The 13,045-nt window shown below is 69.8% G+C and carries 12 protein-coding genes and 1 pseudogene; 7 read left to right on the plus strand and 6 right to left on the minus strand.

Translation table 11 applies throughout. From position 1 onward, the window contains the following. Nucleotides 1-28: 28 nt before the first annotated feature. From KOI47_RS11975 to KOI47_RS11990, 4 genes and pseudogenes are all read left to right on the plus strand, one after another. Nucleotides 29-751 carry a lysophospholipid acyltransferase family protein gene (locus tag KOI47_RS11975; RefSeq protein ID WP_232376694.1) on the plus strand — a complete coding sequence of 241 codons (723 nt, stop codon included), beginning with the start codon at nucleotides 29-31 and terminating at the stop codon, nucleotides 749-751. 30 nt (nucleotides 752-781) lie between these two features. Beyond that, complete coding sequence (lpdA, locus tag KOI47_RS11980; protein WP_216216050.1) at nucleotides 782-2,182, plus strand: dihydrolipoyl dehydrogenase; 1,401 nt, start codon at nucleotides 782-784, stop codon at nucleotides 2,180-2,182. Nucleotides 2,183-2,516: 334 nt separating this feature from the next. Further along, complete coding sequence (locus KOI47_RS36595; protein WP_232376695.1) at nucleotides 2,517-2,675, plus strand: hypothetical protein; 159 nt, start codon at nucleotides 2,517-2,519, stop codon at nucleotides 2,673-2,675. 18 nt (nucleotides 2,676-2,693) lie between these two features. After that, nucleotides 2,694-2,816 (plus strand): annotated as a pseudogene (locus KOI47_RS11990) (NUDIX domain-containing protein); the annotation flags it as partial. A gap of 26 nt (nucleotides 2,817-2,842) precedes the next feature. Here the strand turns inward: KOI47_RS11990 and KOI47_RS11995 are convergent. Then, complete coding sequence (locus tag KOI47_RS11995) at nucleotides 2,843-3,409, minus strand: TetR/AcrR family transcriptional regulator (RefSeq protein WP_232376696.1); 567 nt, start codon at nucleotides 3,407-3,409, stop codon at nucleotides 2,843-2,845. 162 nt (nucleotides 3,410-3,571) lie between these two features. On the opposite strand from KOI47_RS11995, the gene KOI47_RS12000 reads away from it, so the two are divergent. Together KOI47_RS12000 and KOI47_RS12005 are read left to right on the plus strand one after the other, a co-directional pair. Next, nucleotides 3,572-6,112, plus strand: a complete 2,541-nt coding sequence (locus KOI47_RS12000) for a molybdopterin-dependent oxidoreductase (RefSeq protein ID WP_216216052.1) — start codon at nucleotides 3,572-3,574, stop codon at nucleotides 6,110-6,112. Continuing rightward, nucleotides 6,109-6,963 (plus strand): alpha/beta fold hydrolase, encoded by an 855-nt coding sequence (locus tag KOI47_RS12005; RefSeq protein WP_216216053.1) that lies wholly within the window; start codon nucleotides 6,109-6,111, stop codon nucleotides 6,961-6,963. Before KOI47_RS12000 ends, KOI47_RS12005 begins: the two co-directional genes overlap by 4 nt. Before the next feature lie 5 nt (nucleotides 6,964-6,968). Here KOI47_RS12005 and KOI47_RS12010 read toward each other — a convergent pair whose 3' ends face one another. From KOI47_RS12010 to KOI47_RS12030, 5 genes are all read right to left on the minus strand, one after another. Then, nucleotides 6,969-8,090 (minus strand): acyltransferase family protein, encoded by a 1,122-nt coding sequence (locus KOI47_RS12010; RefSeq protein WP_216216054.1) that lies wholly within the window; start codon nucleotides 8,088-8,090, stop codon nucleotides 6,969-6,971. 161 nt (nucleotides 8,091-8,251) lie between these two features. Continuing rightward, on the minus strand, nucleotides 8,252-8,674 hold the full coding sequence (locus tag KOI47_RS12015) for a hypothetical protein (RefSeq protein WP_216216055.1): 423 nt from the start codon (nucleotides 8,672-8,674) through the stop codon (nucleotides 8,252-8,254). Nucleotides 8,675-8,676: 2 nt separating this feature from the next. Further along, the gene (locus KOI47_RS12020; RefSeq protein ID WP_216216056.1) at nucleotides 8,677-9,864 is read right to left on the minus strand and encodes a DUF6973 domain-containing protein; all 1,188 of its coding nucleotides are present in this window, start codon (nucleotides 9,862-9,864) and stop codon (nucleotides 8,677-8,679) included. Continuing rightward, complete coding sequence (locus KOI47_RS12025) at nucleotides 9,864-10,160, minus strand: type VII secretion target (RefSeq protein ID WP_216216057.1); 297 nt, start codon at nucleotides 10,158-10,160, stop codon at nucleotides 9,864-9,866. The genes KOI47_RS12020 and KOI47_RS12025 overlap by 1 nt, the downstream gene beginning before the upstream one ends. Nucleotides 10,161-10,260: 100 nt before the next feature. Further along, nucleotides 10,261-11,220 (minus strand): ArsR/SmtB family transcription factor, encoded by a 960-nt coding sequence (locus tag KOI47_RS12030; RefSeq protein ID WP_216216058.1) that lies wholly within the window; start codon nucleotides 11,218-11,220, stop codon nucleotides 10,261-10,263. 265 nt (nucleotides 11,221-11,485) lie between these two features. Between KOI47_RS12030 and KOI47_RS12035 the strand changes: the two genes are divergently transcribed. Beyond that, nucleotides 11,486-13,021 carry an ArnT family glycosyltransferase gene (locus KOI47_RS12035; protein WP_216216059.1) on the plus strand — a complete coding sequence of 512 codons (1,536 nt, stop codon included), beginning with the start codon at nucleotides 11,486-11,488 and terminating at the stop codon, nucleotides 13,019-13,021. Nucleotides 13,022-13,045: the final 24 nt, after the last annotated feature.

Below are 13,045 nucleotides of genomic sequence, written 5' to 3' on the forward strand. Positions count from 1 at the left end.
TTCCACTACCGAAGATTCGACGGATACCGTGCTGACCCGTGCCCAGGCGATCCGCCTCGGCAAGCGATTTCCCCGGCGCGAGCGCGGGCGCTGGTTCGGGCTGGCCATCGACCTGATCTGGCCGCTGCTGGTGCTGGGTACCCGGATGCGGATCCGGGGCACCCGGCACCTGCCGGAGCGCGGGGGAGTGCTGATCGCGTCGAACCACCTGTCCTTCGCCGATCCGGTCACCATGACGCTGTTCTGCCTTTCCGGGCGGAGGGTGCCGCGCTATCTGGCCAAGGCGGAGCTGTGGGAGACGCCGGTGGTGCGCGCGGTGATGACCTCGGGGCGGCATATCCCGGTGCATCGCGGCACGGCCAGCGTGCGGGACGCCTATCTCGGGGCGGTGACCGCGCTCGGCGCCGGGGAGTGCGTGGTGATTTTTCCGGAGGGCGGGTTCTCCACCAGGGACGACGGCTGGCCGAGCAAGGGTAAGCCGGGTATCGGCAAGATCGCGCTGGATACCGGGGTGCCGGTGATCCCGGTGGCGAACTGGGGCACGCACGACGTGCTGCCCGCGGGCCGGAAGCTGCCGCGGTTCTTCCCTCGCCGGACGGTCAACCTGGTTGCCGGGCCGCCGGTCGACCTTTCCGACCTGGCCGGATCGAGCCCGAGCGCCACCGATGCGGCACGGGCGACCAGGCGCATCATGGGCGCGGTGACGGACCTGCTTGCGGAGGTTCGTGCGGAGGACCCACCGCCTGCGTGAGCCGGGGCCGGAGCGGCATAATCGGCCCACATGAGTGAACATTTCGACGTTGTGGTGCTGGGCTCCGGTCCCGGTGGGTACGTTGCGGCGATTCGTGCGGCTCAGCTCGGGTACGACACCGCGATCATCGAAGAACGCTACTGGGGCGGGGTGTGCCTGAACGTCGGCTGTATCCCGTCGAAGGCCCTGCTGCGCAACGCCGAGCTGGCGCACCTGTTCACCCGCGAGGCACGGACCTTCGGTATCCAGGCCGAGGGGCCGGTCACCTTCGACTACGGTGCCGCGTACCAGCGCAGCAGGAAGGTCGCGGACGGCAGGGTGAAGGGCGTCCACTTCCTGATGAAGAAGAACGGCATCACCCAGTTCACCGGCCACGGCACGTTCACCGGCCCGAACGCCATCGAGGTGCGGCGCGGCGAGGGTGAGCCGGACACGGTGACGTTCGAGCACTGCATCATCGCCACCGGCGCGAGCGCGAAGCTGCTGCCGGGGACCTCGGTCAGCGAGCGGGTGGTGACCTATGAGGAGCAGATCCTCGAGTCGGAGCTGCCGGACAGCATCGTGATCGCCGGGGCGGGCGCGATCGGTGTCGAGTTTGCCTACGTGCTGCACAACTACGGGGTGAAGGTCACCATCGTGGAGTTCCTGGACCGGATGGTGCCCCTTGAGGACGAGGAGGTCTCCGCCGAGCTGGCCCGGCGGTACCGTCGCCTCGGCATCGACGTGCTCACCTCCACCCGGGTGGATTCCATTGACGACAGTGGAGAGAACGTCGTCGTCACCGTGACCAAGGACGGCGAGCAGCAAACCCTGGAAGCGGACAAGGTGTTGCAGGCCATGGGTTTCCAGCCCAAGGTGGACGGTTACGGACTGGAGAACACCGGGGTACGGCTGACCGAGCGCGGCGCGATCGAGGTGGACGGCCGCTGCCGCACCAACGTGCCGCATATCTTCGCCATCGGTGACGTGACCGCGAAGCTGATGCTCGCGCACGCCGCCGAGTCGATGGGGATCGTCGCCGCCGAGACCATCGCGGACGCCGAGACCATGGAACTCGACTACCGCATGATCCCGCGCGCGACCTACTGCCAGCCGCAGATCGCCAGCTTCGGCTGGACCGAGGAACAGGCCCGCGAGCAGGGGTTCGACGTGCAGGTGACGAAGTTCCCGTTCACCGCCAACGGGAAGGCCCACGGCCTCGGCGACACAGTGGGCTTCGTGAAGATCCTCAGCGACGCCCAGTACGGCGAGCTGCTTGGTGCGCACCTGATCGGCCCCGAGGTGACCGAGCTGCTGCCGGAGCTGACCCTGGCCCAGCAGTGGGATCTCACCGTGCACGAGGTCGCCCGCAACGTGCACGCCCACCCCAGCCTCGGCGAAGCCGTCAAGGAAGCCATCCACGGCCTCGCCGGCCACATGATCAACATGTGAGCCGGATCCCCTGCGGCCGGACGTCCCGGTCGCAGGGGACCGTTGGTTATCGGGACGAGACAGGCCCCTTTCCACTCAACCTGGCGGCGATGCCGAAACGAACGGCTGCGCGACGTCTACCCACATCGCAGCGCGGTCGCAATGGAGCTGTGGGATCGGCTGATCAATGACGCCGAACGGACCGTCGAGATCCTCGTGCGCGCCGCGTTGTTCCTGGTCGAGCGCCCGCGCTTCGTCAAAGATCTGGCGGTCAAGGCGGAGTCAGGGACAAGAGTCAGGCTCCTGTTCGGCGATCCGCACGGCGACACCATCGCATTGCGCAATGCGGAACGAGATGATCGTCAACACCCACGTGTACGGGTTCCAAGGGGCGCACGCGCCATCACTGCACCTGCTCCGGCTCTCGGCCGGGGAGTTGTTCGAGACCTATTCGGAGAGCTTCGAAGCCGGCTGGAATCTTTCCCGTCCAGCAGCCTTCCAGGAGGCACGATGACACGCCGGGACTACTGCCGGTGGTCAGCTCGAATTAGGGGAGACGCTGACACAGGCCGCCATACGGGAGGTTCGTGAAGAAACGGGAATCGCGTGTGAGGTGACCGGCCTGATCGGGCTGTACTCCAACCCGGACCACGTCAACTGATCTGGCGCAACAGAACGACGCTAGCGTCCCAGCAGCAGGCGCGCCTGGGCGGTCAGTTCCGTGGCGACCCGGTCCAGCGGGCGGGTGCTGCGCTGCGCGCGGGCGAGCACGAGCGCGCCCTCAATCGCGGCGATGGCCAGTGTGGCCATCGTCTCGGCCCGCTCGGCGGCCACACCGTGCTGCCACAGGGCCGCGGCCACCGTGGACTCCCACGAGCTGAACGCTTCGCCCGCAGCCCGCCGGGCACCCTCGGACTCGGCGCCGCCGAGCGCTCCCGCCGCGACCGGGCAGCCGGACTCGAAATCGCCTGACTCGAGCTGACCGCGGAAGAACTCGATGATGGTGTCGATCGCGTCGATGGGGTCTCCCGCAGCGGCCAGCGAGCTGATGGTCGCGCCCATGAACCGGCCTGCCCGCTCGGTCGCCTCCGTGGCGAGCTGCGTCTTGCCCTCGGGGAAGTAGTGGTAGAGCGAGCCGCGTGGGGCGCCGGAGCGCTCGACGATCTCGGTGAGCGATGTGCCGGCGACGCCCCGTTCGCGGAACACCGCGATGGCTCCGTCGAGCATCCGATCGCGTCCCGAGGCCATGTCGATCAGTATAGCCATGACCGGATTTTCTTCTTTTACTCATGGCGAGTTTGACCAGGCATGTGACGTGCAGCACATGCCTGAGTTATGACGGTCGACATAGGTCACTATGACTTCGAGTAACACCTAACGAGGTGGACCCGACGACCGAGGGAGCGCGCGATGACGACCCGGCCCGCCGCCGACGCGGCGCACGAGGCTCGGTGGGGTAAGACGGCCTGCATCCTGTGTGAGTGCAACTGCGGGCTGGAGGTGCAGGTCGCCGACCGGAACCTGGTCAAGATCCGGGGCGACAAGGACCATCCCGGTTCGGCAGGCTACACCTGCGAGAAACCACTGCGGCTGGACAAGTACCAGAGCGACCCACACCGGCTGCGTACGCCGCTGCGCCGCCGCCGGGACGGCACTTTCGAGGAGATCGACTGGGACACCGCGCTGGACGAGATCGCAGTGCGGCTCGCCGCGGTCCGTGACGAGCACGGCGGCGAGACCATCTTCTTCTACGGCGGTGGGGGACAGGGCAACCACCTCGGCGGTGCCTACGGGAGGGCCCTGCTGCACGCGGTCGGCGCGCGGTTCATGTCGAACGCCCTGGCGCAGGAGAAGACTGGCGAAGGATGGGTCGACCAGCAACTGCACGGCAACCACACCGCTGGCGACTTCGAGCGCACCGAGGTGGCCATCTTCATCGGGAAGAACCCCTGGCAGTCGCACGGAGTGGCCAGGGCCCGCCTGGTGTTGCGCGAGCTGGCAAGGGACCCGGACCGCGCGATCATCGTGATCGACCCCAGGGTGAGCGAGACCGCCGCGATGGCCGACATCCACCTGCAGGTCGCACCGGGTACCGACGCGTGGTGTGTCGCCGCACTGGCGGCCACCCTGGTGCAGGAGGAACTGACCGCGCGAGACTGGCTCGACCAGCACACCGTCGGGATCGAGCAGGTGCTTTCCGCTCTGCGCGTGATCGACATCGGCGACTACGCGCGCCGCTGCGGGGTGCCGGAGAAACAGATCCGGGCCGCGGCCCGGCGGATCGCCGTGGCGGAGAGCGCCGCGACCTATGAGGACCTCGGGGTGCAGCAGTCGCCGAACAGCACACTGGTGTCCTATTTGAACAAGATGCTGTGGATCCTCACCGGCAATTTCGCCAAGCCCGGCGGGGTGCACCCGCACTCCTGGGTGTTCCCGATCGCCGGGCGCTGGCATCCGATCCCGCGTGCGGACGGCCCGCCAAGGGGAGATCGCCTCCGCCGCGCGCTGGGCCTGGCCGCGATGCGCTGGGGCGCGCGGCCGCTGCGCCGGGCGATGGCGCTGGCGGCCAGGGGACGCGGGAGCCGCCTCGCCGACCGGATCGCGGACGCCACACTGCGGTTGTTCTTCGAATCCGTGGCGGTACCCTCTGCCCGGCAGATCGCCGACATCCTGGGCCGGTCGAACATCGAAGGCACCACACCGGTCAGCGGCGCACGGGTGATCGGTGGCCTGATCCCCTGCAACGCGATCGCCGACGAGATCCTCACCGACCATCCCCGCCGGTTCCGGGCGATGTGGATCGACGCATCGAACCCGGTGCACTCGCTGGCCGAGTCGGAACGGTTCCGCCTCGCCATGTCCAAACTAGACCTTTCAGTGGTCGTCGATGTCGCGCTGACCGAGACCGCCCGCTGCGCCGACTACGTGCTGCCCGCGGCCAGCCAGTTCGAGAAGTACGAGTCCTCCCTGTTCACCCTGCATTTCCCGCACAACGTGTTCCAGGTGCGGGCGCCGCTGCTGGACCCGCTGCCGGGCACCCGCCCGGAACCGGAGATCTACGCCGCGATCGTCGACCGGCTCGGCGTCGTCGAGGACACGCTGATCGCGGAGCTGACCGCCGCGGCCAGGGTGAGCAGGCGGGCGTTCGCGCTCGCGTTCTTCGCCACCGTGCGGCGGCGGCCGGAACTGGCCGGGCTGGCGCCCTACCTGCTCTACCGCACGCTCGGTGCGACACTGCCAGCTGCCGAGAAACCGGTGGCCCTGATCTGGGGGATGGCGCAGCTGTGCGCGATCGCCCACCCGGACGCCGTCGCCAGGGCGGGGTTCACCGCGCGTGGCTTCGACCTTGGCGAGCAGCTCTTCGAGGCGTTCCGCACCCGCCGCGAAGGCGTGCTGTTCACCGAGGACCGGTACACCGACGCCTGGAACTACATCCAGCACCCGGACCGGAAGATCCACGCCGCGATCCCGGAGCTGCTTGCGGAACTGGCCAGGATCGACGGCGTCGAGCCCAGCTACACCACCGCAGAGTTCCCCTTCGTGCTCTCCGCAGGAGAGCGCCGGTCCTTCACCGCGAACGTGATCATCCGCGACCCCGAATGGCGGCGCAGGGACAAGCAGGGCGCGTTGCGCGTCTGCCCGGCCGATGCCACCGAGCTCGGCGTGCGGACCGGCGACGTGGTGCGGGTGGTCACCGAGAACGGGTCCGCCATGACCCCGGTGGAGGTCACCGACATCATGCAGGCCGGTCACATCTCCCTGCCCAACGGGATGGGCGTGTCCCATCCCGGCGACGGCGGCGGGGACGGGGCCGAGGCCGTCGGGGTCGCCCCGAACTCGCTGACCTCGGCGGCCCGCAGGGACAAGTTCTTCGGCACCCCCTGGCACAAGACCGTGCCCGCGCGGATCGAGGTGCTCGCCGAGCACAGCGCACCGGGAGCACGGCCGTGACCCCGGCGCGGATCGCGGAGTTCCGCAACGGGGCGCTGCGGTTCCCGGTTGCCGACGCGGGACCGCTCGACGGCGAGCCCGTCCTGTTGCTGCACGGCTGGCCGCAGGACCACCGCTCCTGGCAGGCACTGACACCGCTGCTGACCGGGGCGGGGTACCGGACCTACGCGCCCGACCTGCGTGGCGCGTCGGCCACGGCGAGCCCGAGGTCAAGGCTGGCGTACCGGTCGAGTGCGCTGACCGGCGACGCGGTCGCCGCGATCGACCGGATCGGACAGCCGGTGCACGTGGTCGGCCACGACTGGGGCGCCGTACTGGCCTGGACCCTCGCGACCGCCCGGCCCGACCTCGTGCGGAGCCTCAGCGCGCTGTCCGTCCCGCATCCCGGGGCGTTCCTGCGGTCGATGCTGAGCAGCACGCAGCTCGTGCGTTCCTGGTACATGTACCTGTTCCAGTTGCCCGTGCTGCCCGAGTTGCTGCTGCGCCGCCGCACGTTGTCCACCCGGTTCCTGCTCGCCAGCGGGCAGGACCAGGAGGCGGCGGAACGGGATGCGGCGCGGCTGGCGTCCCGTGCGGTGGCCAGGGGCGGCCTCAACTGGTACCGAGGAGCGCCCTTCACCGCACCGGGTGTGCTGCGTTCAACCACGCCGGTACCGGTGCTCCAGGTCTGGAGCGACCGGGACGTGGCGGTGCTGCGACGGGGCTCGGAACTGGCGCGGCGGCACGCGTCGGGCCGGTTCACCCTGCGGGTAGTACCCGGCGCCAGTCACTGGATTCCCGAGGCCGCACCGGAAGCGCTCGCGTCGATGCTGCTCGAGCACTTCCGGCCGGGCGATTCCGGCGCGGCGTAGGTTGGTCAGGCCCTGGCCTCTGCCGGGGTGGCCGGGCGGGCCACCACGGCCGTCGGCGCCGGAGCCCGGGTGAGCCAGCGGTAGGCGGGCCGCTCCACCAGCACGGTCAGCAGCCAGGCGGCCAGGATCACCGTCGCGAGCACCAGGCCCAGGCGCAGCCAGCCCGAGGTGAGGCCGGCATCGGACAGTGCCCGCGCCACGATGTAACCGAGTTGCTGGTGCACCAGGTACAAGCAGTAGCTGATCCCGGCCAGCCAGGTGATCGGGCGGCGCAGGGCGCGCAGCAGCGGCAGGTTCCAGTCCGGGCCTCTGGCGGCGGCGCAGATCAGGCCGAGCATGATCGTGAAGCCGAGCACCGAAGCCAGCTGCGGCGGGCCGGTGCGGAAAGCGTGCAGGACCACGGTCACCGCCAGCATCGGCAGCAACTGACCGGTACCGAGCCGGTGCTGGCCCCACAACCAGATGGCCACCCCGGCGGCGAACAGGTGCGCGTAGTACAGGCCGGAGGCGGTGGGCAGGCTGGTGATCAGCAGGCTCAGCAGCGGGCAGGCGGCCGCCGCGGCCAGCACGCTCCACAGCACCCGCGCCGGGCTGGTGTGCCGGAACCGGCTGCGCCACACCAGGGCCGCGCCGGTGAAGGCGGCCACCTGAATGGGCAGGGTCCAGTACGAGTTGTCGATCCGGGTGAAGAACTCGGGGTCCCACTCGTGCACCAGCAGGATGTTGGCCAGCAGGTCGCCGAGGTCCGGTACCGGCCAGCGGGTGTGCTCCGCGGCGCCCGCCGGGGCGACCGGGTCCGCCACCAGGATGCCCAGTACGCCGGGCCCGTGCTGCCAGCCGTTGAAGCCGACCACCGCCCAGCGGGTGATCAGATAGACCACCAGCAATGCCACCAGGTACGCGGGCAGCAGCCGCGCCAGGCGTGCGCGGAGCCAGCGGCCGGTTTCGCGCTTGCGGATGGTCGGGGCGATGAAATAGCCGGACAGCACCAGCAGGGTCACGGTGCCGAACGGAATGCTCAACGTGAACGGGTACCCCTCGATGCCCGGCAGGCTGGGCGCCAGGTTCGTCACGTGGCCGGATACCACGAACAGGATCGCCACCACGCGGATGACGTCCCAGTTCATCCGTCGTCGAGACGTCGTCGCCCCGGGCGGGGCAGAGGTGGGAAACACGGGTGTCCTTGGTGTCCGGGGCCGCGGCGGCCCAGACACTAACGAAGCACTCCGCGCGTCCCTCGATCGGGCGGCATCCTATGACGAGACGCGGTCGTCTGGACACGCACGGTTCAACCGCTGGGTTCCACCAGCCGCAGTGCCGCGGGCGTGCGCGTACCCTGCGGCTCGAGCCGGGCATCGGTACTCCATCGCGCCTTGCCGCCGGTCACGAGCAGGTCGGGCAGTACTGACACGGCCGAGGTCACCTCGCCGCCGCGGGTGAACACCAGCAGGTTGCCCGCCTCGTAGTAGAACTCGTCGTCCAGGACCGGGGCGCCGACTTCGCGCTCGACCCGCTCGGCGGACACCCCCTCGCTGAACACATAGACGGCATCCCACTCGCGTCCGGTGAGGTCGGCGAACCTTGCCGAGCCGCCGTTCGAGCTCAGTTCCTTGAGGCGGGCCTGCAGGTCCTCGTCGTGTTCCACACTCACGTCTCCTGTTCCGCATCCGGCACACAGCATCAGCAGCAGTCCGACGACCAGCGTCCGCATGTTCAGCTACCTCCCGGCCCCGAGCCGGGCTCGTAGTCACCGCTCCCGTGGCCCGAGCCGGTGCTGCCCGAGTCCGACCCTGGCGGTGCGCCGGGCTCCTCGGGGGCCGGGTCGTCGGCTCGGCCGGTATCGCCTTCGACGACGTCATCGCTGTAGGCCAGCTCGCCGTTGCCGTCGATCACGACCGTATTGCCCTCGCGAACCGCATGGGCGACGAGATCGGCCAGCTCCTCGGGGCTGGCGTCCGGGTTCTCGCTTGCGATCCGGCGCCCCACCTCGTTGTTGTACAGATCCATCGCCTCCCGGTCCGCCGGGTTGCCCGGCAGGGCCTCATGCGCCGTTGCGTACTGTTCCGTCCAGTCCGCGCCGAACTGCCGGGTCATCAGCGCGTTCCAGTACGCATGGCGGAACGCGTCCTGATGGCTGTCGTTGGAGTCCTGGCCAGGGAAGCGGTCCTCGGCCGTGCCGAACGCGTCGTTGCGGATGTCGTACATGTCCTTCATCCCGAGCACACCGAGCTCGTCGAGCAGTTCGGCCTCGCGCTTGGTCACCGTCTGGCCGACGATCGGCGGATACGTCACGGTACCGTCCGGGTCGGGCTCCACCTGGTAATCGCCCAGGATCCGGTCGAGGTCGACCCGATCCTGTCCCGCGGCCGCAGCTTCGACCAGCGTGGTCGCGCCCGCATCGGTGATCCGGTCGTCCAGGATCCGGTTCAGCACCGCCTGCAGGTCGTTGTCGATCTCCGCGGCGGTCTGAAGTACGGCCGTGACTTTCCCGACCAGCTCCGCATGCACCGCGATCCGGGTGAAGAAGCCGTCGTCATCGGGACGGTCGTCCTGCGCGGCCCGGTCGACGACCGTCCCGTTGTCGATCCGGAACTGGTATGCGTCCGCCAGGCCCTCCGCTTCCTCGATGTCCCCTTTGAGCTGCCGGACAGCGTGCTCGACGGGATCGATGACGGTCGTCATGGCGGAGATCTCGGCGGCCATCGTCTCCAGGTCCTGGCGGTGCCGCGTCAGGGCCTCCCGTGCCGACTCCGCGCCCGGACCGTTCCATTCCGGCGGGGTCGCGGCGGAATCGATCTCGTCCTGGAGACCGAGAACCTGGTTGCGAGCGGTCACCAGGGCATCGCCGACTTTGCCGACGGCGTCCGGGTTCCACCGTTTGATCTCATCCCAGCCCGCCATCAGAGTGGTCCCTTGCCGGTGAGCTCGTCCGCCAATGTCTGGTCGTCGGACTCGTAACGAGCGGCGGCTACCCGCAGCTTGTCCGCGTAGCCCTCCATGTTGTCCGACCACGTTCTGGTGTCCTGCTTCCAGTGCTCACCCAGCCGCCCGGCGCTGGTACCCGCTTGGGCTCCGGGCAGTGCCGCGGCCAGGTCGGCGACCGTCGTGAGCTCCAGTTCGCGTACCTGTTCCGCGGCGTCGGTGGCCGCCTTGGCGGCCGTTCTGAGCGACTGGGGTCGAACCTCGATGTTTGGCATCTCTGGCCCCTCTGGTGTCATCCAGACCTGCCGTGCCGTTCGGATCGAGGCTGACATACCGGCAACATCGTTTCATCGGGCTTACCGTTTCGTACCCCGTTCAGAGCAGGGCCTCGGCCTGGGTGCTGCGCTGGTACAGCACATGCCGCCCGTCCCGGTTCCGGACTACCAGCCGGGCCCGGTGCAGGGCTCGCAGGTGGTACGACACGGTCGCCGGGGCCAGGTCGTGCCGGGTGGCCAGTTCCGATGTCGATCGCGCGCTGTCCAGGTCCGCCAGCAACTGCGCGCGAGTCGCGCCGAACACCTCCGCGAGCCGGCTGGGGCCGCGGCCCGTGCCGATGCTGGCAGCCGGGTAGTAGACGACCAGCTGGTCCGGATCGTCCACCTGCACCATGGCCTGCGGCCAGGTGAACAGGCTGGCCGCGACCACGACGTCGCGGTCGTGGACCTCCCGTTCCTCGGCGTAGGGCTTGTCCACGACCAGCGCGCTGCCGGTCCAGGTGAGCTGCGGATGCAGGGTGCCGAGCAGCCTGCCCACCCCGTGGGTGGCCATGGTCCGCGCCCGGCGCGCCAGGTCCCCGTCCAGCGCGTCCCGCAGGGTCGGCCAGTCCTCGGCGAGGGTCTCCTGCCAGAACCGGGCGAACCCGGCGGCCGCCCTGCGCGGCAGCTGACCGGATTCGACCAGCGCACGCACCCGCGGCGGCACCGGCCGCCCCCAGTGTGCCTCCGCGTAGGTGAGTACCTGCAGCTCGACCTCGTCCTGGGCGGCGGCCTCGAGATCGGCCAGCTGCGCCTCCAGCAGGTCCTCCGGCGGCACCGCTCGTGGCTGCGGGGTGAGCAGGTCGGCGGTGTAGCCGGACCCACCCGGCGGCTGCAGGTCGGCCAGCAGCGCGACATCGGGATGCCCGAGCGCGCCGCGGGCCCGTGGCCCCGGATCACCGAACACCGGATGGCGGCGGCCCTGCACGGTCAGCTCGAGCCAGACCAGCGCTTCGAGCATCGGCGAGACGGCGAGGCGGGTCCGCGCGATGGTCGCCGTATCGAACCGCAGCACGATCACGGTGCGAGGCTAGTGGGGCTGCGCGCCGATTCGAGCTGGTTCGAAGACATTTACCCGGCCGGAGCAGTGCGCTTGGCTGTGCCGCGGTGGCGGGTTTCCGTGGGGGTGGAAGCCCGCCACCGAAGAGCCCTGAACGTGGCGTTGCGGACGTCAGACGTTGCGAACGGCACTATTGGGACGTCTGACGTCGCGAAAGCCACGTTCACCATCCCCTGGCGCGGGTGAGCACGCACGGTGGGAGCGGGCGGGCTACGGTGGGCGCGGAATGCTGACGCGAGAGATCACCGATCCGCCGTCCGAGCGCGCCGGTTCCCGGTTCGCGCTCGTCCCCGTGCTGGCCGTGGCCGGGGCTGCGATGGCGGTGCTGCTCGCGTTCGCGGGCCGCTATGGCTATCACGGCGACGAGCTCTACTTCATCTCCGCGGGCAAGCACCTGGACTGGGGATACGCCGACCAGCCGCCGCTGGTGCCGCTGCTGGCCAGGGCGATGGACCTGCTGTTCCCCGGCTCGGTGGTCGGCTTCCGGCTGCTGCCCATCCTGCTCACCGGGGCGGGCATCGTGGTGGCCGCGCTCACCGCGCGCGAGCTCGGCGGTGCCAGGCTGCCGCAGGTACTGACCGCGGGCGCCTACGCCTGCTCACCGTTCCTGCTCGCCGGGGCGGGACATATCGTGGCCACCCACACCGTGGACGCCTTCCTCTGGACCGTCATCGTGTGGCTGCTGGTGCGCTGGGTGCGGTTGCGGGCCGATGGCAGGCCGGATGACCGCTGGCTGCTGGCCTCCTGCCTGGTCACCGCGCTGGCGTTGCAGACCAAGTTCCTGATCCCGGTCTTCTGGGTGTTCGTCGCGATCACCGCGCTCGTGTTCGGTCCGCGTGACCTGCTGCGCAGGCCACTGCTGTGGGCGGGCGCGGCGGTCGCGGTCGCCACCACCGTGCCCACGCTGGCCTGGCAGGCCGCGCACGGCTGGCCGCAGCTGGAGATGAACGAGACGGTGGCGCAGGAGGTCGCCTTCGCGGGCGGCCGGTACACCTTCCTTTCCATGGCCCTGCACCAGGCCGGGGTCGTGGTCGGGGCGGTGCTGTTCGTCTTCGGCACCTGGTGGCTGCTGCGCTCGGACCGGCTGCGGCCGTACCGCTTCCTCGGCTGGACGGTGCTCGGGGTCACCGCGGTGTTCTGGATCAACGCCGGGCGGCCGTACTACATCGGCGGGCTGTTCGCGCTGTGTTTCGCGGCCGGAGCGGTGGAGATGTGCCGCAGGCTGCCCCGCCGGTGGCTGCGCTGGGGGCTGGTGCCCGTCTACGCGGTCTCCGCGGCGGTGGCGATCAGCGGGCTGCCGATCACCCCGCTGTCGGAGTACGCGGGCGAGCCGTACAGCCCGATGCACATGGCGCTGGAGGAGTTCGGCTGGCCCCAGGTCGCCGCGGACGTGGCCGATGCCTACTGGGCGCTGCCGCCCGAGCAGCGCGCGAACGTCAGCATCGTGACCGACACCTACTGGCAGGCCGCGGCGGTGGAGAAGTTCGCCGCGGATCGCGGGCTGCCGCCGGTGCACAGCGGCAGCAGGGGAGCCTGGTACTTCGGCGTCCCGCCGGAGGAGGCCACCAGCACGCTGTTCGTCGGGGCGGACCGGCAGCGGCTGCTGCCCTACTTCGCCGGGGTCCGCCAGGTGGCGAGCCTGGACAACGAGCATCGGATCAACAACAGCAGCCAGGGCGCTCCGGTGTGGCTGTGCACCGGACGAGTGGCGCCCTGGACCCAGCTGTGGCCCGAGTTCCGGCATATGACCTTCCGTTGGTGACGGTTCGGCAACACTTCTGCTTGT

Origin of the sequence: Amycolatopsis aidingensis, assembly GCF_018885265.1 — a bacterium.
Taxonomy (GTDB): domain Bacteria; phylum Actinomycetota; class Actinomycetes; order Mycobacteriales; family Pseudonocardiaceae; genus Amycolatopsis; species Amycolatopsis aidingensis.